This is a genomic window from Oceanobacillus rekensis, assembly GCF_002153375.1.
Lineage (GTDB): Bacteria > Bacillota > Bacilli > Bacillales > Amphibacillaceae > Oceanobacillus > Oceanobacillus rekensis.
The window spans coordinates 1-23,730 of sequence record NZ_MTBQ01000008.1 but is presented as its reverse complement, the minus strand read 5'-3'; the positions used below and the strand labels follow the sequence as shown (position 1 = coordinate 23,730).

General features: G+C 35.6%; 22 protein-coding genes and 2 pseudogenes. 23 read left to right on the top strand and 1 reads right to left on the bottom strand.

Annotated features, from left to right (window positions below; genetic code table 11):
• Positions 1–97: 97 nt before the first annotated feature.
• The 23 genes and pseudogenes from BV906_RS16685 to BV906_RS16575 all read left to right on the top strand — a co-directional run bounded on the left by BV906_RS16685 (position 98) and on the right by BV906_RS16575 (position 22,569).
• Entirely contained in the window at positions 98–1,171 is a 1,074-nt protein-coding gene (locus BV906_RS16685; RefSeq protein ID WP_087974766.1) for an LLM class flavin-dependent oxidoreductase, read from the top strand.
• A gap of 98 nt (positions 1,172–1,269) precedes the next feature.
• Entirely contained in the window at positions 1,270–1,539 is a 270-nt protein-coding gene (locus tag BV906_RS16680; RefSeq protein ID WP_087974765.1) for a hypothetical protein, read from the top strand.
• Between the two features lie 152 nt (positions 1,540–1,691).
• The gene (locus tag BV906_RS16675; protein ID WP_087974764.1) at positions 1,692–3,059 is read left to right on the top strand and encodes an MFS transporter; all 1,368 of its coding nucleotides are present in this window, start codon (positions 1,692–1,694) and stop codon (positions 3,057–3,059) included.
• Positions 3,060–3,305: 246 nt separating this feature from the next.
• On the top strand, positions 3,306–4,073 hold the full coding sequence (locus tag BV906_RS16670) for an IclR family transcriptional regulator (protein WP_087974763.1): 768 nt from the start codon (positions 3,306–3,308) through the stop codon (positions 4,071–4,073).
• Positions 4,074–4,133: 60 nt separating this feature from the next.
• Positions 4,134–4,925 carry an SDR family NAD(P)-dependent oxidoreductase gene (locus BV906_RS16665; RefSeq protein ID WP_217896392.1) on the top strand — a complete coding sequence of 264 codons (792 nt, stop codon included), beginning with the start codon at positions 4,134–4,136 and terminating at the stop codon, positions 4,923–4,925.
• Between the two features lie 70 nt (positions 4,926–4,995).
• Positions 4,996–5,718 carry a metallophosphoesterase family protein gene (locus BV906_RS16660; protein ID WP_087974761.1) on the top strand — a complete coding sequence of 241 codons (723 nt, stop codon included), beginning with the start codon at positions 4,996–4,998 and terminating at the stop codon, positions 5,716–5,718.
• A 174-nt stretch (positions 5,719–5,892) separates the two neighbouring features.
• On the top strand, positions 5,893–7,329 hold the full coding sequence (locus BV906_RS16655) for an aldehyde dehydrogenase family protein (RefSeq protein WP_087974760.1): 1,437 nt from the start codon (positions 5,893–5,895) through the stop codon (positions 7,327–7,329).
• Positions 7,330–7,399: 70 nt separating this feature from the next.
• Entirely contained in the window at positions 7,400–8,491 is a 1,092-nt protein-coding gene (locus BV906_RS16650; RefSeq protein WP_087974759.1) for an NAD(P)-dependent alcohol dehydrogenase, read from the top strand.
• Positions 8,492–8,592: 101 nt separating this feature from the next.
• Positions 8,593–8,706: a YvrJ family protein gene (locus tag BV906_RS16645; protein ID WP_245844269.1), complete on the top strand. Its 114-nt coding sequence runs from the start codon at positions 8,593–8,595 to the stop codon at positions 8,704–8,706.
• A gap of 520 nt (positions 8,707–9,226) precedes the next feature.
• Positions 9,227–9,718, top strand: coding sequence for a DUF2975 domain-containing protein (locus BV906_RS16640; protein ID WP_087974757.1), 492 nt, complete (start codon positions 9,227–9,229; stop codon positions 9,716–9,718).
• Between the two features lie 10 nt (positions 9,719–9,728).
• Positions 9,729–9,944: a helix-turn-helix domain-containing protein gene (locus tag BV906_RS16635; protein ID WP_087974756.1), complete on the top strand. Its 216-nt coding sequence runs from the start codon at positions 9,729–9,731 to the stop codon at positions 9,942–9,944.
• A 51-nt stretch (positions 9,945–9,995) separates the two neighbouring features.
• Positions 9,996–10,604 (top strand): C40 family peptidase, encoded by a 609-nt coding sequence (locus BV906_RS16630; RefSeq protein ID WP_087974755.1) that lies wholly within the window; start codon positions 9,996–9,998, stop codon positions 10,602–10,604.
• A gap of 49 nt (positions 10,605–10,653) precedes the next feature.
• Positions 10,654–11,427, top strand: a complete 774-nt coding sequence (locus BV906_RS16625) for a DUF817 domain-containing protein (RefSeq protein WP_087974885.1) — start codon at positions 10,654–10,656, stop codon at positions 11,425–11,427.
• Between the two features lie 222 nt (positions 11,428–11,649).
• Positions 11,650–12,411, top strand: a complete 762-nt coding sequence (locus BV906_RS16620) for an undecaprenyl pyrophosphate synthase (RefSeq protein ID WP_087974754.1) — start codon at positions 11,650–11,652, stop codon at positions 12,409–12,411.
• 345 nt (positions 12,412–12,756) lie between these two features.
• Positions 12,757–13,485 carry a helix-turn-helix transcriptional regulator gene (locus BV906_RS16615; RefSeq protein WP_087974753.1) on the top strand — a complete coding sequence of 243 codons (729 nt, stop codon included), beginning with the start codon at positions 12,757–12,759 and terminating at the stop codon, positions 13,483–13,485.
• 211 nt (positions 13,486–13,696) lie between these two features.
• A complete protein-coding gene (locus BV906_RS16610) occupies positions 13,697–15,070 on the top strand; it encodes an MFS transporter (RefSeq protein ID WP_087974752.1) in 1,374 nt (457 codons plus the stop codon).
• Between the two features lie 66 nt (positions 15,071–15,136).
• Positions 15,137–15,988, top strand: coding sequence for a creatininase family protein (locus BV906_RS16605; RefSeq protein ID WP_087974751.1), 852 nt, complete (start codon positions 15,137–15,139; stop codon positions 15,986–15,988).
• 380 nt (positions 15,989–16,368) lie between these two features.
• A pseudogene (locus tag BV906_RS16600) lies at positions 16,369–16,512 on the top strand (helix-turn-helix transcriptional regulator); the annotation flags it as partial.
• A gap of 712 nt (positions 16,513–17,224) precedes the next feature.
• Positions 17,225–17,944, top strand: a complete 720-nt coding sequence (locus BV906_RS16595; RefSeq protein WP_087974749.1) for a FadR/GntR family transcriptional regulator — start codon at positions 17,225–17,227, stop codon at positions 17,942–17,944.
• A gap of 46 nt (positions 17,945–17,990) precedes the next feature.
• A complete protein-coding gene (locus BV906_RS16590) occupies positions 17,991–18,971 on the top strand; it encodes a fumarylacetoacetate hydrolase family protein (RefSeq protein ID WP_087974748.1) in 981 nt (326 codons plus the stop codon).
• A 488-nt stretch (positions 18,972–19,459) separates the two neighbouring features.
• Positions 19,460–20,434 carry an aromatic acid exporter family protein gene (locus BV906_RS16585; protein ID WP_087974747.1) on the top strand — a complete coding sequence of 325 codons (975 nt, stop codon included), beginning with the start codon at positions 19,460–19,462 and terminating at the stop codon, positions 20,432–20,434.
• Positions 20,435–20,856: 422 nt separating this feature from the next.
• A pseudogene (locus tag BV906_RS16580) lies at positions 20,857–21,141 on the top strand (recombinase family protein); the annotation flags it as partial.
• A gap of 345 nt (positions 21,142–21,486) precedes the next feature.
• Entirely contained in the window at positions 21,487–22,569 is a 1,083-nt protein-coding gene (locus BV906_RS16575; RefSeq protein ID WP_087974745.1) for an AI-2E family transporter, read from the top strand.
• A gap of 34 nt (positions 22,570–22,603) precedes the next feature.
• Here BV906_RS16575 and BV906_RS19250 read toward each other — a convergent pair whose 3' ends face one another.
• Positions 22,604–22,840 carry a hypothetical protein gene (locus tag BV906_RS19250; RefSeq protein WP_140322016.1) on the bottom strand — a complete coding sequence of 79 codons (237 nt, stop codon included), beginning with the start codon at positions 22,838–22,840 and terminating at the stop codon, positions 22,604–22,606.
• Positions 22,841–23,730: the final 890 nt, after the last annotated feature.

The window sequence follows — 23,730 nt, the reverse complement described above, 5'->3', positions numbered from 1 at the left end:
TATGAATGTAAGCGTTTAATATTATGTATAACATAGTTGAACTTAGTTAAACTATCGTGAATAAAATTTGATAAATCGAAAAGGAGAGTTATTTATTATGAAATTTGGATATTTTACACTTACGGACAACCCTATTGAATTTGGTGCTGACAGAAGAGATCCTAATCAATACATTAAAGATGTGGTGGAACAGGGAATTTATGCAGAAGAGTTAGGTTTTAATTCTGTATGGCTTCCAGAACATCATTTCAATGCGCTCGGAGTTCTTCCATCACCATCTGTTGCATTATCATACATTGCTGCAAAAACGAAGAAAATCAAATTAGCCCCTGCAACTGTTTTATTACCGGCTAACCATCCAGTACGAATGGCAGAAGAATATGCATTACTTGATTTACTTAGCGATGGCCGTGCAATCTTCTCTGCTGGAAGAGGTTATGATAAACGTGAATATGATGTATTCGAAATTGATTTTACAAAGAGTCGCGAAATTTTCTTTGAACAATTGGATATTATGAAGAAGGCATGGACCGAGGAGAAATTCTCTTATGATGGTGAGTTCTATAAATTCCCTGAGATTCAGGTAACACCAAGACCGGTTCAAGATCCACATGTGCCAATATATGTTGCTTCTTTCAGCCGCGGATCATTAGTGAAAGCTGCAGAAATGGGAGAAAATGTTATGTTTGCTCCATTTGCAGCAACATCAGTTTACGGTGGTATAAATGAGGCGGTAAAAGAATTTAAAGAATTGTCAGAGAAAAACGGGTTTAAAAACAAAAAGGCAATCTGCTCATATTTTCTAAATGTAACAGAAACTGCGGAAGAAACAGAGGCAACAAAAAAACGTATGCTACAATATTTCGAAGGATTGGTTCCAGCCTTCCCAGAAGATATTAGTAAAGCCCCGGAGAACATCCGATACTTTGCGGAAATTGTAGACAGATTAAAAACGCTTGAAACAAATGATTTAGGCGAAGAAAGCATTATTGTCGGAGAAGTCGATTATGTTGTGGAAGCATTGAAAAAAGTAGAAGCATCTGGCATTGAAGAAGTTATTATCTATTTTGACTTCGGTGTAATTAGTCATGAAGAAACTCTAAAATCTATGGAAAGATTTTCGAAACATGTCATGCCGCATTTTGAAAAGTCAAAAGTAACAATTGGTTAAACAAAGGTAACTGGTTGTTGTACAGACAAGGAGCAATAATTTACAAATTGTGCTCCTTTTTGTACAATCCCTATAAATTATCAAAGGAGGGTATTATGATGAGTTTATTAGAGGAAAAGCTTCATTTACCTGACCTGCAATTTATGAGTTTATGCAAAGAAAAATACGGATTAAATAGAGGGATTTATAATGTTATTGATTCTTGGTTCTATGACCAAGGAATAATAAATATTACCGAAAGACGTAAGCAAATTACAAATTTCCTCGATTTCAATGTTGATTGTATGGAGAATGGAAAGCTGAAATTCGGACATAAAAAACTAAATCTGTATTTAAAGGAATATATGGAAAAAAATGAAGTTGCTTAAATGCTTTTACAATTAATTGTTGATGAGGACAAATCAAGAATTATTTTTTGAATTTCCGTGTTATTAAAGTAGGATTATGTATTGAAAGAGTACACAATATTACAACAGATAGATGCGCAGAAAGATTATATACGTATGAAAGGGGAGAAAGAATGAGAGATATTAATGTAAGGGAAATGCTTGATGAAGCAAAATTTAACCGCTTTCATGGAATGGTGTTATTTTGGTGTGCTTTTGCTATTATATTTGATGGTTATGATCTTATAATTTTCGGATCAGTTGTTCCTGTGTTAATTGAGGAATGGGGTATTACATCAAACCAGGCAGGTATGTTAGGGAGCGCTGCTTTAGTTGGAATGATGTTAGGAGCCTTTTTCTTTGGACCTTTGGCAGATAAGGTAGGAAGAAAGAATATTATTATTTTTTGTATTGCTTTGTTTAGTATTTTTACATTTTTTATCGGTTTTGCCACAGATATTTACCAATTTGGAATTTATCGCTTTATTGCTGGATTAGGATTGGGAGGTGTAATGCCGAACGCTATCGCATTAATGTCAGAATATGCGCCGAAAAAATTAAAAAGTACATTAGTATCTATTATGTTCAGTGGATACTCTGTCGGGGGTATTGCTGCTGCAGGACTTGCGATTTTTCTGATTCCGAAATTAGGGTGGGAATCGCTGTTCTTTATTGGGGGAATTCCACTTTTAACACTACCCTTTATGTATAAAACATTACCTGACTCACCATATATACTGATGGCGAAACAAGAGAACACAAAAGTCGAAACCATACTAACAAAAGTCAATCCAGCATATGGCCCCATCAAAGGGGACCGATTTACAGTAGATTTTCCGGAGCACGAAAAAGGAAATTCGGTAGCCAAATTATTTACAAAAGGACGTGCATTCAGTACAAGTATGTTATGGATTGCATTTTTTATGTGTTTACTAATGATTTATGGTCTGAATACATGGTTGCCAGGGATTATGAAAGCGGCCGGCTATCCGCTTGATTCTAGTATATTGTTTTTGTTGGTTTTAAATATAGGAGCTATTTTCGGAGCAATCGGTGGCGGATGGATAGCCGATCAGTGGAATCCAAAAAAAGTGTTGATTCTCTTTTTTATTTTAGCCGCGGTTTCCCTGTCGTTGCTTGGATTTACGGTTAATATCTATCTTTTATATACATTAGTGGCAATTGCTGGTGCTACGACAATAGGAACGCAAATTATAGCCAATGCGTATGCCACTCAGTACTATCCAAGTGAAATACGATCTAGTGCGGTGGGATGGGCTTTAGGAGTTGGTCGCATTGGAGCAATCGTTGGACCCTTAATGGGTGGAATGCTTCTGACTTTGGCACTTCCAATATATCAAAACTTTTTAGCATTTGCGATCCCTGGTATTATGGGGGCTATTGCCATGTTCTTCGTGCAAGAGCAATATTCAGTATTCGGAAAGGTAGGAAAAGAAACGCCTAAACCTAGTAAAGTAGTAAAACAGAAATCACTAGGTTGAATGATATTCATGCAAGTATCGCCACATAACGAGGGTTATGAAATGACTATCAATGAGGGTAAATCCCTTATTGATAGTCATTTCATAAAATACGTACACGTGCGGGAGAGTGACTCCTGCTAATATACCTTTATATCTAAGGACTTAAAGTAGAGTCTTACTGCAATATGGAACAAATTATTCTTTTACTTATATCTTTGTTAAGATAATATCAGATCACATGATTTAAGTAGAGGATGATAAGATATGCAAGAATCAAAACAAGGAATTAAGTCAATTGAACTGGGAATTGAAATACTTAAAAAAGTATCCGAATATGACCGTCCACTTTCTATTACAGAGATTTCTAATATATGCGATATGTCAAAAAGTAAGCTCTATCGTTATCTTATATCATTTGTAAAAACTGGCTATTTAGAAAAAGATGAAAACCTAAAATATACTATTGGAAATGAACTGATTTTACTTGGGGTCCGTGCTTTAGATAATGTAAATATTGGAAAGATAGCTACACCCTATATTCATAATTTGAGAGACAATATTAATGAAACGGTAGCTTTAGGACTTTGGGGAGAAAATGGTCCGTTTTTTGTTAAATGGGAACCAAGCTTTAACCATGCGAATATCAGCTTAGGGGTTCGTGAAGGATCGCAAATCAACGTAACCAAAAGTGCAACCGGAAAAATATTCACAGCATTCTTACCGCGAGAAAAGACGAAAAAGTTAGTTTCAAATGAACTAAATGGAGATGACATGGCAATTGAAGCGTTTTATGAGGAAGTGAAAGTATTAAGGGAAACTAAGTTTGCAACGACACAAGATACATTATTGCCGGCTATTTCAGCACTCAGTGTGCCTATTTTTGGAAGAAATGGAATAATCATGGCAGCCCTTAATGTAGTCGGTTTCACCGATACACTTGACATGTCGGATGATTCCAATATAGCGAAGGAAATGAAAAAAAATGCCTATTTATTATCAACCGATTTAGGATACACAGCGATAAAACAATAGGTGTCTTAGTAATATAAACAGCTAAAGGAAGTATTTAATTTATATATAGGAGGTATATATATGGATCTTGGCCTTGAAGGTAAAAACGCTATTATTACAGGGGGGAGTGCAGGAATAGGATTTGCATGTGCTAAATTACTAGTATCAGAAGGAGCTAATGTAATCATAGTAGGTAGAAATGAAGAGAGATTGGAAAATGCATTAACCTCTTTACAAAAAAATGCGCAGGGCAATTCAATTTTTACAATTAGTCAAGATTTAATGAATTCAGAAACCCCTCATAGGATTGTAAAGGAGGCCGTTTCTCATTTAGGGAAAATTGATATTTTGATTAATAACGCCGGATCGGCTCAAGCAGGGTCGTTCTGGGAACTAAATGACCAGCACTTTATTGATTCCTGGAATTTAAAGTTATTAGGCTATATTCGGATGATACGAGAAGTGGCAACACATATGGTAAATCAGCGACATGGCAGAATATTAAATATTATAGGAACTGGTGCGAAAACTCCAAGTTCAACCTTTCTTCCTGGTGGTACAGCGAACGCTGCTCTTTTAAATTTTACTAAGGGTATTTCTAAAGAACTAGCAGAAAGTGAAGTTAGAATTAATTCTATTTCTCCTGGTGTGACCGCTACGGAACGTGCAGATTCTTTAGCAAAGCAGAATGCTGCAGTTAAAGGTATAACTTTAGAAGAACAAATCTCAATTGATAAAGTTTCTAATCCCCTCGGCAGGATAGTACAACCCGAAGAAATAGCCACAATGGCTCTTATTCTGGTATCAGATCTTATTCCTTCTATTACGGGATCAGATATCGTGATAGATGGTGGGATGCAACCAGGAATTTAATTATAGTTATTCGTGTTTTTATTTAATCCTTTGCTTATTAACCTACGGATTATAGCAGGAGGTTAGGGTTATGACAAAAATTGCAATTATTTCAGATATACACGGTAATACAACTGCATTAAAAGCTGTACTAAGGGATATAAAGATGCGGAACATCGAAAGAATCTATTGTTTAGGGGATTTAATTGGAAAGGGACCACGAAGTTCAGAGTGTATTAAACTTGTACAAATGAATTGTGAAAAAGTAATCCGAGGAAATTGGGATGTTATTATACAATCGGAGACAGACAGCGAGTTCATTCAATGGTTTAAAAACCGTATATCTGCAGATGATTATCAGTATGTGGCCTCACTACCATTTTATATTGATTTGAAGTTGAATGGACAGCTTATCAGATTTTTACACGCTTCACCAAGAAGTGAATTTGAACGAATAATACCGGATTATGATTCTCTTGATAAATGCCTGTCTATGTTTGATAATAGTGAAAAAATAAAAGCCAGTGACCAAGACCAACGTCCAGACATTGTATTTTACGGTGATTTGCATACAGCATTTCTAAAAACATATAAAAATGGAGTACTGTGCAACGTTGGAAGTGTTGGCAGTTCGTTAGACTTAACAACAGCTTCATATGCGGTTCTGGATGGTACCTACTCAACAAATACAATTCAATTCGTGAGGGTTCCTTATGATCAAAAAGCAGAAATTAACACCGCTAAAGAAATGGGTTTGCCTTTAATCGATAAGTATTATAATGAAATTATGTTTGCACAGTATCGAAATGCTTGAGGATAGCAGTACACGTTGGTTGGTGACGGGTTTACTGCTAGAATCCATAACCTAGATTAATTGACATTTAATAAATGTAAGCGGTAACGTTAGTGCTATAGATACTATCATTATATATTTCTATTTAAGAATAATTTACTTCGTACAATATAACTAGATTGAGGGGGATTTAAAATGGAAAAAGTAGGGTTGTTAATAAATAATGAAGAAGTATTTACCGATAATTATATGGAGGTTAGAGACCCGGGAGATTTGTCTACCGTTGTAGGAAAAGTTGCACAAGGAAATAAGGATCATGTAGATCAAGCTGTAAGAGGAGCACATGCAGCATTTTTGACTTGGCGTGAAAAAAATGTAGAAGAAAGAAAAGCCTTAATAAATGAAGCTATGAAAGTAGTACAAGAATCTTCTTCAAAATACAAAGAGTTATTGGTGAGAGAACATGGTGGTGCCCTATGGGAAGCTGAAACGGATTTTATGTTAGGTGCAGGAACCTTACAACTTTATTCTAATATGGATTCTACCTATTTTGATTCGGTTCATAAGGAGGTAGAGGATGGTTGGATTAAAATTGAAAAGCAACCGAAAGGGGTTGTATCAGCTATCGTACCTTGGAATATGCCAATCGTATTAACGATGATGAAAGTGGGTCCTGCTTTGGTCTCGGGTAATACGATTGTTATCAAGCCTTCTCCAACAGCTTCTATTGCATTGACAAAATTATTAAAAGATATTGCGAGTTTATTGCCAAAAGGGGTTATTAATGTTCTTCACGGGGATATAGATGTGGGAGAAGCTATGTCAAAACATCCATTAGTAAGAAAAGTCGCATTTACAGGTGGAACAAATACTGGTTCAATTGTTATGGCCAATGCGGGATCATCCATAAGAGATGTAACCTTAGAATTGGGTGGAAATGATCCTGCTATTATTTTAGATGATGTAAACCCTTCAGATATAATACCTAAACTTCTAAAAGGTGTATTTACAAGAAGCGGTCAAATTTGCTTCGCCGTTAAAAGAGTATATGTTCCTAGACATATGCATGATTCATTCTATGAAGAAGTATGTAAAGTTGTTGACCAATATAAGGTAGGTCACGGTTTAAAAGAAGAAGCAAGTTTTGGACCAATGAATAATAAAAAGCAATACGATATCGTTACAAAGATTATTGAGAGTACGAAAAACTCAAATGCTGAGGTAAGAGAGTTAGGTGAGAAAATTGACCCTGAAAATTGGGATAATGGATATTATATCTTACCACATGTAGTTAAAACAGATGATTACTCGTTAGATGTTGTAACACAAGAGCAATTTGGGCCAATCATTCCTATCATGCCATACGATACAGTCGAAGATGCAATTCGTTTAGCAAATGACTCTGAACAGGGCCTCTGTTCCTCTGTTTGGTCAAACGATATAGATTATGCATACAAAGTTGCAAGGAGAATAGAAGCTGGCAGTACTTTTATCAATTCACATAGTTTTGACTCTCTTGCTTTAGGAATGCCTTTTGGAGGAGTTAAGCAAAGCGGTATAGGTAGAGAATTAGCAATCGATGATACATTAAAATCTTACGTTGAGACGCATTCTATCAGGTACATAAAATAGTAACCTGAGAACTATAATCGTATTGAATTAAATATTTATTAATTAATAATAATATAGGGGGGAATACACGATGGATATTAAAGCAGCTGTTTCACGTGATGTTGGAGAAGAATTAAAAATTGAAGAAGTAGAATTAATGGAACCAGATGCAGATGAAGTTTTAATTAAAATTGTAGCTACAGGCGTTTGCCATACTGATGCAGAGTCAATAAACGGTAGAGGTGCTCCATTCCCGGCTGTACTTGGCCATGAGGGTGCTGGAATTATAGAAAAAGTAGGTTCTGGCGTTACGAATGTACAACCCGGGGATCATGTTGTTCTTTCTTACTCTTACTGTGGGGAATGTTCACAATGTTTAACTGGTCACCAAAATTTATGTAAAAGAACAGTAGAACTTAACTTCGGTGGAAAGTCAAAAGATGGTGAAAATCGTATTCATCAACATAATCATTCACTTTCAACATTCTTTGGTCAATCCTCATTTGCAACATATTCAGTTGCAAATAAAAACAATATTGTAAAAGTCGATAAGGATGTTGATTTAGCATTGTTAGGACCATTAGGTTGTGGTATCCAAACTGGTAGTGGTACTGTAATGAATAGTTTACGACCAGAACCAGGTACATCTATTGTTATTTATGGTGGTGGTGCAGTTGGTTTAAGTGCAGTAATGGCTGCAAAAATCATGGGCTTAAAACATATTATTGTTGTTGATCTACACCAAAGTCGTTTAGACCTTGCAAAAGAACTTGGTGCTACCCATGCATTAAACGGTAAAGAAGTAGATGTAGTTAAAGAAATTAAAGAAATTACAAATGGCGGTTCTCACTATGGTGTGGAAACTACAGGAGCAACGCCAGTAATTAAACAATCTATTGCAGCATTACGTGTTTCAGGTAAAGTTGCAATTGTTGGTATGGGTGGAGATGTTACATTAAACTTTACTAATGACATCTTAATGGAAGGTAAAAGCATTATTGGAACAGTTCAAGGTGACTCAGTGCCACAATTACACATTCCTAAATTAGTCCAATACTATAAAGAAGGAAAATTTCCATTCGATAAATTAATAAAGTTCTATGATTTTGAAGACATCAATCAGGCATTTGAAGATTCAAAAACTGGTATAACAATTAAACCAATTGTAAAAATAGCAAAATAGTCTTAAAGGGATAAATTTAAGAAAGAGCCGTATATTAGAAATAAGTACGGCTTTTTCCTTTTCTTTTATTATCAAACTAACACCAAATGTCGATACCATTCATGACTGAAGTAGGCTTTCCAATCGCGGTTACATTTTACTTGCTCCACCGTGTCGAGGGAAAGCTGAATCAATTGATTGAATCGATTCATGCGTTTCCGGGAAAAATGAGATGATTGAAAAAAGAGCTAAGGTTTGGAATCCGAAGCTTTTATACAATTAATAAGTTCAAGGCATTACCAAATTTAGCCAAGTAGCGGTGTTATGTTTCAAATCCTTGGAAATATCGACAAAGGCCTAAAACAAAAAGTCATCCTGTAAGTGGGACAGTGGGTAATGAATTTTAGTGCGAATCCGACTACTCTTAAATAAATTTTGCATCTCAGTAAGATAAAATTGCTCACTTATTTCCATACAATTTTTAAAAATATATATTGTTAATTGTTAGTCCCCATCACTTTAGAGATTAAAGCGGCAATGTACTGGCACTGTACAGCACGAGCGTTTGTTGATCAAATTACAAATAGAATAGCTAAAAGTGAGTTAAATAGCATTTCCTTCGTTTAGGAATGCTTTTTTATTTTTGTAAAAAGAATAGAACAACAATAATATAACCATAATCAATAATTTGTTATTGTAATTCGATAAAAGTTTTGGTAAAATCAATTCATACTAAATAAATGAGGTGGATTTTCTATGAAACAAGTTTCAACATTATTTTTAAAAATAGCTGTTATCTTTATTGGTATTCCGGTTCTTGCTTTGTGCATATTTTTATTGCCGCAAATAGCGAATGAAGCGATTGGCCAAGCAGCAAATGGCGCTCAGTTAGGTTATATTGTGCTTGGTATTTTAATTGTTATGTATATAGCGACGATCCCGTTTTACTTTGCGTTGTATCAAACGTTAAAACTTTTAAGCTATATTGATAAGAACCAGGCCTTCTCGGATTTATCTGTAAAATCCCTAAAGATAATCAAGAACTGTGCTATTACAATCAGTGGCTTGTATGTTGTCGTCCTACCATTGGTCTATGTTGTAGCGGAGTGGGATGACGCACCGGGTCTTCTTTTAATTGGGATGGTTATTATGGGTGCTTCAATGATTATTGCAGTCTTTGCAGCTGTTCTCCAAAGACTTTTACAAGTAGCTATCAATATAAAATCAGAAAATGATTTAACGGTCTGAGGTGAAAACAATGGCGATTATAATAAATATTGATGTGATGTTGGCGAAAAGGAAAATGAGTGTTACAGAATTATCAGGGAAGGTTGGAATCACGATGTCCAATCTTTCTATATTGAAAAATGGAAAGGCAAAGGCGATTAGGCTTTCAACGTTAGATGCAATTTGTAAGGCGCTAGATTGCCAGCCGGGGGATATTTTAGAATACAAAAGTGACGAGGAAACTTAAGGTTGATCAAGAAGATGTAGAATAGTCACTGGTATAAGGACAGGAGAAACAATGAAGGATAGAAAAATAAAAACGGTGTATGTTTTATTGACGGACACAGGTACATTACTTACGAAAATAATCAAATGGTATACAAATGCGCCTTACAATCATGTTTCCATCGTTTTTGATGAAGAACTTAACGAAATCTATAGCTTTGGTAGAAAATATCCGAGAAATCCGCTCATTGCTGGATATATCAGGGAGGATGTTTATATCGGTACCTACCGATATTTTTATAACACAAGATGTCAATTATTGAGGATTGATATTTCCCGAGAGGAATATATTCGAATCAAAAAAGTTATCCAAAGTTTTAATAAAAATAAAGATATATATTCGTATAATTTGCTAGGACTCATTGGTGTCGCGATTCACCATCCAATCAATCAAAGGAATAAATACTTTTGCTCCCAATTTGTTTCCGAAGTTTTTGAAAAAAGCGGCTTGAAATTATGGGATCTTCCACCTGCTCTTGTTACACCGAATGAATTCTTAATGCATCCGCGTTTTGAATCCGTCTATGAAGGAAGACTATACGATTACCCATTATTAGATAAAAATTCCCTTTACGCTTTTCAAGTGAATCAATTTCATAAAAGGGGAGTTACGTATGAATGATTTAAAGATACAAAATATTTCTCAGAAAAAAACGTTTAAGAAAAAAATGATGAGAGCAATAAAACAACTTGTTCATTTTGGTTGGGAGCAGGCCTTATCATGTTTTTTTCCAGTTGTTATATTTGCCTCTTTGGCAATTACGCAACTAATGCCACTTCCATTCCTCCCACGGTATGACTGGTTACTCATTCTATTTATTTTAATGCAGTGGTGGATGGTGCGTTCAGGACTTGAAACGCGGGATGAACTAAAGGTTATCACATTGTTCCATCTAATTGGATTGGCTCTTGAGGTTTTTAAAGTGCATATGGGATCCTGGTCCTATCCAGAGGAAGGGTATTTCAAATTCTTTGACGTCCCTTTGTATAGCGGTTTTATGTACGCAAGCGTAGCGAGTTTTCTTTGCCAAGCATGGAGGAGATTAAAGGTTAATCTGGTTAAGTGGCCACCTTTCTTCGTGGTGGTACCTTTGGCAGCTGCGATTTATTTGAACTTTTTCACCCATCATTTTTGGATTGACGTTCGCTTTTGCTTAGCTGGACTTGTCATTATCGTCTTTTGGAAATCATGGGTCACCTATGAGGTTGATGGAACACGTTATCGTATGCCACTCGTACTTTCTTTTATACTCATTGGATTTTTCATATGGATAGCCGAAAATATCGCTACATTCTTTGGTGCTTGGGAATATCCAAACCAGACGGATGCATGGAGTTTAGTTAGTCTAGGAAAGGTGAGTTCATGGGTTTTATTAGTAATTGTTAGCTTTCTTATCGTAGCAACTTTAAAGCAGGTAAAGGAAGGAAGAATTTCACGAGGCTAGATGCTAGTAAAGTTTAACTACAGGTTAGCCTTTAGAAAGCGACAAAAAATCATAGTAGCTAGAGCTAAGAGTTAAGTAACGGAAAAGATGAAGAGATTCTGGAATGGTAAAGATGACTGAATCCCATTCTATTAATATATGGCCTCCAATCCCCGTCTGTAGTCCTGAACTGTATACGAGGAATAAATAGAGGAAATCAACAACATTTTGAGGTGACAGAAAATGTCAATGAAAATACCATTTTTCAATAATAAACAATCGGTTGAATCAATGCATTATCCAGAAGAGAATACACCAGAACATATAGCCATCATTATGGACGGAACCGGACGTTGGGCAGAGAAGCGGGGCATGTCCAGAGTTTACGGCCATAAAGAAGGGGTAACTACTGTTATTAATATTGTCAAGGCAGCAGTTAAATTTAATGTGAAGGTTTTGACACTTTACGCGTTTTCTACAGAGAACTGGAAACGCCCAAATTCCGAAATCGAATATATAATGGGACTTCCTAAGAAATTTCTAAATATGTATCTAGCAGACCTTATATCCAATAATGTACGCATTAAGGTAATCGGTGATATGGATCATCTTCCATCCAGTACACGAGAAACGGTGCAGTATGCCATTGACCGCACCGAGAACAATGAAGGTCTTCAGCTGAATTTTGCACTCAACTATGGAGGCAAACAAGAAATTCTAAACGCCATGAAAGAAGCAATCGCCGATATAAACGATGCGAAATTATCACTGGATCAACTGGATAAACAGCAGTTTTCAAGATACCTGTATACATCCGGTATGACAGATCCTGACCTGCTTATTCGTACTGGCGGGGAAAAGCGACTGAACAATTTCTTACTCTGGCAGCTGGCTTACTCGGAGTTCTGGTTTACCGATGTACTGTGGCCGGATTTTTCAGAGCGGGAATTTATAAAGGCTTTGGAAGAATATAAGCAACGAAAGAGAAGGTTTGGTGGGGTATAAAATGAATAAACTAGATTTAGGCTATTATTAACCTAAGAAACTAACAATTGGGCGCAAATCTTTAATGAGATTTGCGCATTTTAGTTGTGTAATTGGAAGCTTTTAGAAAAATGAGGATGGTGAAGAGAGGGTTATCAATTGGCATGGGCACTATATCCTGTAAAAGCCAAAAGGCGTAATTAATTCTATACATATTACCTTATTTTCCAATATATGTGATAATTTGTCTTTTACTATTCCTGTTATTCGGTTTCTGTGCACTAAGTTAGGAATTTTACTGTAATATAAATTATAGATAAATTGAAAATAGTCTTATCCTATTTTAGCAATCGAGGAGAATCATCTATGGAAGTGAATAACAGCTCCACTAATCAAAGAATTGAACAAGGTCATCAAATTAGGGAAACTTTTCTTCAAGCAATCATAACTTGCGATACAAATGAGATTGACTACTATAAGCAGGAAATATTGAAGGTCTTGAAAGATGATACCATGAATATTTTTAAACGCGTACCTGGGAACATGCTTCGTTCTTATAAAAATTTCCTGCTATCACATAATACCCTTTATAGTTATAGTGCTGAGAAAGGGGGGCTCGGCGCTGCGAAGTCCCACTTTATTTCGGAAAAATATGCAATAATGATTGAGCATACCGACCAAATTTCTAAACTTGATACGATTCATCTGAACATGATTGATGAATATGGAGACCCCTCCATTCGTTACGACAAACTAACTAATCCTAGTATTGCGGATAAAGCTATTCATTATATTGAAACAAACTTTGCCGAAGAGTTTTTGATTGAAGAGATGGCGCATGATTTACACGTTCATCCATCCCACCTTATGCGTTCGTTTAAGAAAGAGAAGGGAGCTACGATTAGCCATGCACGTAATCAAAAGCGAGTGAAGGAAGCAAAAGAACTTCTTATTCATTCGAATCTTTCGATGACAGAGATTGCCATCATGGTTGGGTTTAATAACTCTCAGTATTTTTCTAAGATATTTAGGAAAGAAGAAGGAGTTACGCCAAAATCCTTCAGGAAAGCACATTTAAACAGGATGGAGGAATAGTTTGTTTTGCGTCTTGATTTCCTTTTCATATATGAAATGCAATCTTAGTATAAAAATTGGTAATTTTAGATTAAAACTAATGTAAGCATTTACAATATAATAGTCTTATATGCTTTAAGCGCTTTCATATCAATTGTTTATTACTTTATATACAAAACAAAGTAATAAATATGCGTAGATAGAAAAAAGACTATTAACAGGAGGGGTCAAGATGAAACAGAGAAAGTTTGGTGTGCGAGACCAGTTTGGCTATGCTTTAGGAGATATTGGAGGTAGCTTTGTTAATTTATATATCGGAGGTTTCTTTCTATTATTTGTAACCTCTGTATTAGGAGTAAGCCCATACTTCATGGGGACCTTATTTTTAGTTTCCAGAATCTTTGACGCGTTCACCGATGTTATTATGGGAAGCATTCCAGACCGCTTTAAAATCGGGAAAAGTGGGGACAAGTTCTTACCATATATTAGTATATCCAAATGGTTCTTAGCGGCATCCGTATTGTTAGCGTTTGCTGATGTATCAAGTTGGGGTACAGCGGCGACTCATGTTTGGGTAGTCTTTGTGTACTTATTTTACGGCATCGCTTATACTGCGGATTCGATTCCTTATGGATCACTTGCAGCGGTTATTACACAAGATCCAATTGAACGTACAAAATTATCGCGTGCACGTGCGGTTGGTGGATTGATTGTTGGAATTGGTGCACTTTCTTTCGTACCAATGTTTATCTATGATAGTAATGGTGCAATTATTCCAGATGCATTCTTTATTATCTCGATTGTCTTTGCGGTTTGTTCTTTGCTTGCTTACACAGGTCTGGTGAAGCTTTCAACGGAACGTGTAAGAGATGACAATCCCGTTGGTAAGAAAATAGACTATAAATTTAAAGATGCTTTAACAGCAGCACTGAAAAATAGACAATTAGTCGGGATGATGGTTGCTTCTGTTGGTTCGTTAATTGTTATCAATGGGGTAAACCAATTAGCCCCGATTGTATTTGCAGAGTACTTCGGTAGTCCAAGTGCCTTTACGATTAACTCCTTTGTACAAATAGGGATTATGTTAATCTTGTTCCTTTTCCTACCAAAATTAGTGAAATTATTTGGAAAGCGTAATCTAGTGATTGTAACATCTGCTTTTAGTATTATTGCAATGGCATTCCTAACCTTGGTAACAATTGAAAACGTTTATCTTTTTATAGCGGTTTATAATATCGGTATGATAGCGAACAGTGTCTTTGTTATGATTGTATGGGCACTTGTAGCAGATGCATTAGATTATACAGAGATGCAAACTGGAAAAAGATATGACGGAACGCTTTATTCGATTTATTCCTTTTCCCGTAAAGTCGGTATGGGGGTTGGATCTGCATTAGGTAGTTATTCCCTCGGTTGGGTAGGATATGCTACTGGATCCACTTCACAATCACAAGAAGTTGCAGAAGGTGTCCTTCGTATGTACAATGGCTTGCCAATTATCGCGTTTGCATTAATGTTGATTGGTCTGTTGTTCATCTTTAACTTAGACGGGAAGAAGACGAATGCGATGTATGAGGAGCTAGAATTAAGAAGGAAATCATCATAAATCATTTAGCTCAGAGGAATCTACTACTAGGATCCCTCTAGCATCAAATAGATAGGAGAGATAAATATGCGAACAAGATTTTTATCGAAACTAACAAACGGGGAAGTAGAAGGGTACTTAGATAGAAATGATCTAATCTTTGTTCCAGTCGGCGTAACAGAAACACATGGTGCATTGCCACTAGACTCAGAAACTGTTTTGGCTGAAGCGTTTGCATTGAAAATGGCGGAGTCTGCTGATGGACTAGTTCTTCATAATCTCCCATATTTCTTTGCAGGTGCAACTCCTACTGGACGTGGGACCGTACAAATGACAACAAAAGACGGTACAGCATACTTAGATCGCATTGCACAGTCACTACTTAATCAAGGGTTCAGAAGACAAGTTTATGTTACTTTACATGGACCTGCATATCTAACAATTAGTCCAATGATCCGCGATTTTTTTGATCGTACTAAAGCACCTGTTCTTTATATGGACTTAATGGTGACGATTGGAACGGTGAAAGATTTATCGTTTGACTTCTTTGAAAAATTCAATGATATGGCTATTGGTGCGTATGAGATTTTGGGTAGATTGGAAGATGTTCCACTTAACGTACCTGAGTCCAATTCTGTTAGCTATGATGTGGAAAAAGTAATGAAAGCAAATGCAGACAATCCAGCATCGTCCCTTGGAAAGTATGCACTGCAATCAGGTGCTGTTGGCTATTATTTTGACCATGCTTCCGACCACTTATATACACCACTACTGAAAACGGCAGATGAACGTAAAGCGTATGCCAAATCTGGTGTCGCAGCGATTAATGAAATTGTCGAAGGGATAGATGTGGCTACTGTTGTGAAGCAATTAAGGGAATTGGATAAGTATACAGAAAATGTTAGTTTGAAGCGATATGGTGAGTGGCTTCCGAAGTAAGTTTCAGGGGACGGTACATAATACCGTTCCTTTTTAATATGATTACATTTTCATCCACCGCTGAGACAGACACCTTGTTCCATTAGTTGTAGGCTGACTACGGGTCATGAACTTGTACCGGTGGCATGCTTTCCAGTTTCAAGACTAGTGGCTTTGCCTCTGGTCATGTTTTGGTAAGGAGGGAATTCACATGGAAACTTGGATACAGTTTTTCATACAGTCAGCGATGACAGCTAATTACAAAATTAATGATACAATTATATAGATAAAACAAGGTATATTTATTGGCAACATGAGGTTGCACCTTGATGCACCTATAACTATCTTTACTTTAGCTATACACTCCCTCAATAATGGAATAAGGAAAGGTGATGACTAACATGATTTTTAGTAAACGATTAAAAAAGGAACGAGAAAAAAGAGGTTGGTCACAAACTGATCTTGCTGAAGAAATTCATGTTAGTCGTCAATCAGTTTCAAAATGGGAAACTGGTAAGAACTATCCAAGTATCGCTAGCGTAATCGCTACCTTTTTGTGTTACCTGCATAGGGACAGGTTCACTTTCCCGTAGCTAAACTACAAACTAATTGGAACAAGGAACCTGCCTCACGATCCAATGATGGTTTTTCCTCTATCTATTAACTTTAAAATAAGGAATCCAAAGAATACATTGTCATTCCCCCCCGATTTAACACTTTAAAACTGTAGAAGACTGCACTTGAATCTTTTATCGATATTTCCCAGGAAATGAAATATATTTTCGCAACTTGTCTAAATTTGGTGAAGTCTTGAGCTAACTATTTAGAATTTAAGTGCCAGTTCCCCGTCGCTTTAATACTGTAAAGCAGTGGGGGACTGGCACCAATTTTTAGGACCGTGATGAGAGGTTCCTTGTCACAATCAGTTTTTAGGTTAACCACGGGACGATGAATCTGTCCCCATTGTGCTCTACTAACCTATGGCTTTTCCCCATAATTAAGACAAAGAGTGCATCAGTAGATTATTTATTATAATATTTCAGAAAAATGTTGACACTAAAATAAATAAGATTTATGATAATAATCAAATAAGTAATATTTATTATAAGTTTAAAAAAGCAGACGCATGAAAGGGGGAAGAGTGGTATTTTAGGTTAAATGTAAACGTTATCTAACCGGAACATTCTATTAACCTATCCAATCCCTTATTTAAACTTTGGTATACGATTTAGTAGTAAGTGGATAGGAGAGAATTTGATGAATAGAACGGAACAATTAACTTTAGAGTTAGCAAAAAAAATCATCTTTGGGAAATTAATTCCTGGAGAAAATTTACCTAAAATAGAAGATCTTAGTAGAGAATATAATAGTAGCAGAACTGTTGTCCGTGAAGCATATAAAGGGTTATCAATGCTTGGTCTGGTGCGATCCAATCAGCGTTCGGGTACGGCAATTTTACCGCGAACAGAGTGGCAGTGGTGGAATCTTAAAGTAATGACTTTGTTGCTGGAAGATCCAAACAATAAAGATTTCCTACTACATTTAACAGAAGTAAGATTGGGGCTAGAACCAACCGCAGCGGCATTAGCAGCTAGTAGAGCAACAGAACAGGATAGAATCAGGATAAAGGAAGCTTTTCAGAAACTAGAACAATCTGTAGGGGATGACAATGCTTGGGTTAAAGCGGATTATGATTTTCATGAAAGTATTATAAAGGCTTCCTATAATGATTTATTAATTGGAACGATTCGTATTATGCATAAAGCTCTTACTGTAAGTAGGGAAAAGACATTACCTTTAACAAATGATAATCAAGAATCTCCTTACGATTCACCAACACTTGCAGCTTTAGAAAAACATCGTGTGATTTATGAAGCAGTTATGGCCGGCGATGAAGAACTGTCTAAACAAAAAATGACGGAATTAATATTACGTGTAAGGACTATATTACAAAAAATATATAACAATTACTCGTAAGAATCATATAGTTAAAAGTATCTTCAACATAGGGAGGAAAATAAAAATGGGATTACAAATTGTAAGATTTGAAAAAGAAAATGTGGAACAATGGGGTGTTGTGAAAGGGGACAATATCTTAGTTTTACAACATACATATCGTTCCCTGGCTCAATTTTTAGATGAAGGAAAAGAAGAAGCAAGAGAGCTACATGAACAGGAAAATGGTGAAAGAGTTTCACTAAACGAGGTAACCTTCTTAAGTCCAGTAACAGCTCCCGCAAGAATTGTTTGTCAAGGTGCCAATTATAGCTCCCATAGAGCGGAATCTGGATTAGAAGCAAATAAGCCTCCATTTAACTTGATATTCAGTAAAGCAGATAGTTCTCTTTGTGGAGCATATACAGAAATTATCCGTCCAGCCCATGTACAATTATTAGACTATGAAATTGAATTAGGTTTAATTATTGGTTCAGAGATTACAGGATCAGTAGAGGTAACGGAAGAAAACCTTCACCAATATGTTGCGGGATTAGTTGTTTTCAATGATGTATCAGCAAGGGATGTACAACTGCTTGAAGGACAATGGTTAAAAGGAAAAAGCTACCGTACATTTGGACCAACTGGACCATATTTTTACCTGCTTGATCAAGAGGAAATGCCAGCCATTCATGACCTAGAAATTAATTTATGGGTTAATGATGAGCTACGCCAATCCGCTAACACAAATCAGTTATTATTTAAACCAGCTGAAACCATTGTTGAACTATCTGGGATTATGGACCTCTCAAAAGGTGATTTAATTGTTACAGGTACAACAGGTGGGGTAGCAATGAATCTAGCTAAAGAAGAAATGAGTACGGTTTCAAATCTAACTATTCCTTATGAAGAGAAAGTCAACGTTATGCTTGAAAGCCAATCAAAGCTTAGTAATTATCTAAAAGATGGAGATGTTGTCCGCTGCAGCATTAAAAGTGCAGATGGAACCATCGATCTTGGTGAACAAATAAATAAGGTAGTTCCTAGTAAAGTAACTGTTTCTAAATAAATGCTTCTATGTGCTGAGAGTAAATTACGAGTTCATTAATTTACTCTCATTATAATGAAATTAATAAACGGGAACATGGTCTTATATAGACCCCGACCCTGGACACCTATCATAGAAAAACAAGCCTTCTTAAAGTTTAGGAAGGCTAATAACGTTTTCAATGGATCATTCACCAATACTTCTATATGTAAGGACCGACCTCATTCTTTTACATCGTATTTTCCAATACCTCTCCTTTTGGATAGATAGACGATTAATCATCTTCTCCGATTTCATCTGCAATTTAGAAAAACGTTATTCCTTTCTGCTTTATATTGCATTACATATATTTCACAGTATAACAAGACCATCATTCGAAATGTTAAAAAGAGTGGAAAAGGTGTGAAGACCCTGTCGCTTCACGAACGAATAAAGATTTTTTATTTGACGCTTGTTAACTATTGCAGTTTACAAAGTAATATGCCACGATTAATTAGTAAAAACAATGGATGGATGGTGCTGGTATGGTTGGTATGGGTCAGCGGACACTGAAAACTGCTATAGGAGCAGGGCTCGCAATTTGGATTGCGAGTTTAATGAATTTGGAATTTGCTACATTTGCGGCCATTATCGTCATCATGTGTATTGAGAAAACGAAGAAAAAGACATTACATACGATACAAAAAAAGTTCTTCGCCTCTATTGTATCCATGTTTCTAGGTGGTTTGATTTTTGAATTATTTGGTTATAATCCATTCGTATTTTCCATTTTTATTGTGCTGTTTGTACCAATCCTTGTAAAAGCACGGATACAGGCTGGTTTTATCACAAGTATGGTAGTCGTTTTACATGTTTATACGCTAAAAGAAGTCAGCGTGGAAATCTTTTTAAATGAGTTTTATATTATAATCATAGGAATGGGTATTGCTTTAATTGTCAACAGTTTCATGCCTAATTTTAAGAAAGATATTGAAACTTATAAAAAGGATATTGAACAAAAGTTTGCAACTATTCTCTATGAATTCTCTGCATTTTTAAGAGATAGAGAACGAAAGTGGGACGGGAAAGAGCTACTTGAGGCCGAAGAGATTATTAATGAGTCTAAGAGCGTTGCAATACAAGATGTAGAAAATCATCTACTAAGAAAACAAAATAAAGATTATTATTACCTGGAAATGCGAGAGAACCAACTAGAACGACTACAGCAAATGACTCAAGTGGTCGCTAATGTGTCTTCATTTGAACTTCATGTTCAACAAAAGGAAATGTTTGCAGATTTCTTAGAGTATTTAAGTCAAAATGTTCATTCCAAAGATACAACGGATATTTCTTTAGAAAAGTTAGAAGCGTGTATGGCTGAAATTCGAGTAACGGAACTGCCAACAACGAGAGATGAATTTGAAATAAGAGCGAATTTATTTTATTTAATCTATGAGATTGAAAATTACCTAAAAATGAAAAAGAAGCTTTTTGCGAAAATATGATAAAAGTATAAATCGGTTTTGTTTTGCCTCTTGTTACTAAAAAAGAATGGATTTATATCGAAGCTTATTAAAGTACTACCACCTTTTAATTCAATGGTTCCTGCCACTTAGTAAAGTTTTCTCTTTAGAGGAGTAGGGGACTAACATCGACCTAAATCAATCTTTTCCAATATGGCTCTTCCTTTATTACTTGAAGTAAAAAAACGAGCCGTCAATAATTTTTAATGGTTCTGTTTTTGGGTGCATTTTCAAAAAAATACAACTCAAATGAGATTAAAATTGACGGAACAAATGGCAAATAAAAGTCGTCTATAGAGACGGCTTTTATTATTATAATGACTAGGAAATCGCTACTTTTTTAATATTACTAATATATGGTAAGGTAACTTTGTGAAATTAAATACTTCAACTAACGGAGCAGATTAGTTGAAGATACTCCAACCGGACGACTAATATTAAACGTTATGTTAGCCTTTGCGGAATTCGAAAGAGATATGATCGTAGAACGTACCCAGGAAGGTCAAGCAATAGCGAAACAGAGGTCGGATTTTAGAGAGGGCCGCCCGAAGAAGTACGGTAAAGACCAAGTGGAACATGCCCTAAAACTACTGGAAACCAATTCCTATAAGCGAGTAGAAGCATTGACAGGAATATCCAAAAGTACGTTGATTAGGGCTAAAAAGAAAAAACAGTTGATACATGATTAATATAAAGAAACCCCAACTCAATTTTTAGGTCGCTTATTTTAAGCGCTATTTTGCACTGTAAGTAAGTGAAAAAAAGCTGATTATGTGGCTCTGAAAAGTTTGATAACTTATAATAAAGACCGACAAATCTAATTTCATTACCAATAGCTTGATATTTTTCAATTAATTTTTTGTTTCGAATCTATGATTTTATTAACGTCAGAATAAAATTGCTTAAGGCATTAGTAAATTTACTATTACTATAAATCTGTTGCTGAATGCCGTGACATGGTAAAGTGAAGCGATGGTTGAACAGTTGCAACAATAAATTAAACAGATATAACAAAGGAAGAGGGAAATCAGAGCATGTGGATTAACCATTCATTTTTTAAATATGTGACAGGCGCACTGTTAATTATAATCCTTATTTATTTTCTAGGAAAAATCGACTATTTTTTATATCCTTTTCAAAAACTAATTGGGACATTATTTTTCCCAATTATAATAGCCGGGTTGCTCTATTATATTTTGAGACCCGTTGTTTCCCTATTTTCCAAGCCAAAATACATAGCTCGTTCAATAGCGATTTTAGTGATCTATGCCGTAATAGCAGGCATCGTTTTTTTAATTTTTCATTTTGGCGGAGAGTCAATCAGCAAACAAGCTGATCAAATGGTAAAAGTTATTCCGGAAAATATTGAACAAATGACAGGGGATGCAGAGGAGTTTATGGATGAGAAAAATATAAATATGTTCTCTGTCGACCAGTTCAAACGAAAAGTAATGACTTATCTAAGCAATCTTACACAATCTATTGGTCAAAATATAACAGATATTGTAAAGGCGATTACTAGTGTAGCAACCGTTCTAGTTATTGTGCCCTTTATTTTGTTCTACTTGTTAAAGGAAGGCGACCGTCTAAGTCCGTTTTTATTGAAGTTTATACCCGAAAAACATAATGCTGAAGGTAAGAAAATATTGGAAGACATTGATGGGACGATTGCAGCTTATATTATTGGCCAATTGACTGTTGCTTTGGTTGACGGTGTTTTAATGTATTTGGGTTACCTTTTGATTGGTCTTGACTATGCCGCTTTTCTTGCATTATTTGTTGTCATAACAGCAGTTGTTCCTTTTTTTGGACCGATACTTGGCGTTTTGCCAGCCATTGTATTTGGATCGATTCAAAGCCCTGAGATGGTTCTTTATATATTAATTGTTTTAGTTGTAGTCCAACAATTAGAGGGGAACCTTGTTTCTCCATTGGTATTAGGAAACCGGTTAGATATACACCCTTTAACAATCATTCTACTTTTAGTTGTAGCAGGGTCGATATATGGTTTTATTGGTATACTCATTGCCGTTCCGCTTTATGCTGTATTAAAGGTGACCATAAAAAACCTTTTTCGATTTTACCAGCTCCGTCAACCCGATAGCTTAGAAAAGTAACATTTCTATTGTATTTGGCATTTTGGTTAATGTGCTAGTAATCCCAGTAATCAGAGGAACCCTTGTCAGTTGTTGTTGCATAACTTTCAAATCGTTCTTCTTCTATTGGATTTCCCACTTCATTCTTATCATTTGTTAGATACCACTGCCATATATAATGTGCGGAATTGGGAGTTGCATGAAAAAAGATATACTGAATCAGTTGAAATTCAATCCTCAACGGGTTGTACTGGTTCAGTGGATCGAAGGGAATGGAGTACCTTATTTCCATTTGGTAGAGGGGCAAGACCTCGAAGGAATTGTACTGAAACGGAAGGTATCTAAGTATCAGATAAAAAGCGCTCCGATCATGGTTAAAGGTAATCAATTATAAATATATTGACGTGATGGTAACCGGAATGGTTAAAAAAGACCGTTCTTTCTTATTAAACTCTATGGAAAACGGGAAACCAATGGATTGATGGAATTTGTACCTGTTAATGAAAGAAAAAGGATTTATAGGGAAGTGGAAAATAACGGAGTGAAAGAAACTGATAAAATCATACGATTTAATCAAGGGATTCCTTGTAGTAAAGTTTCGTAACTGGACCAGTAATAATAAATTAAGAATGCCATAATTCCATAAATTCGTTTCTTAAGAAAGGCCATATATTATGCTCTTTTTTTATGCCTGTGTCTCCGTTGTATCGCTGTTATGAATAGCAGTCATTTAGGGATTGGACTTGCATTGCTATATTTTGTCCTTTTGAGCTGACCCGAATATATCCAACTTTTATTAACTAACCCCCTTTTAATTTGAACATAGATTGAACACTAAAAGCCTTGTAACAAAGTATACCGCCACTGTTCAATTTGAGCATACTCAAATTGAACAGGAGTGGTAAAAAAGATGGATTCTTTCATTTCAGTTTGTAAAGTCAAGTTATTTTAGGAATGTCTCTGAATGGATTTACTTAACTAGAGAGCTTAGTATAAAATAAATTTACAGAATAATTATAAATATATATTGTGAATAGTTTCACTTAAACTAACTAGCAGCTTAGTTTAATAAGAACATATTTACTTTTTTTGCGGTATAATTAAATTTTTATTTACAGACTTAATATGAAAGTGAGTGAGACTTTTGAAATTTGTTTTTGATTTAGATGGAACAGTTTGTTT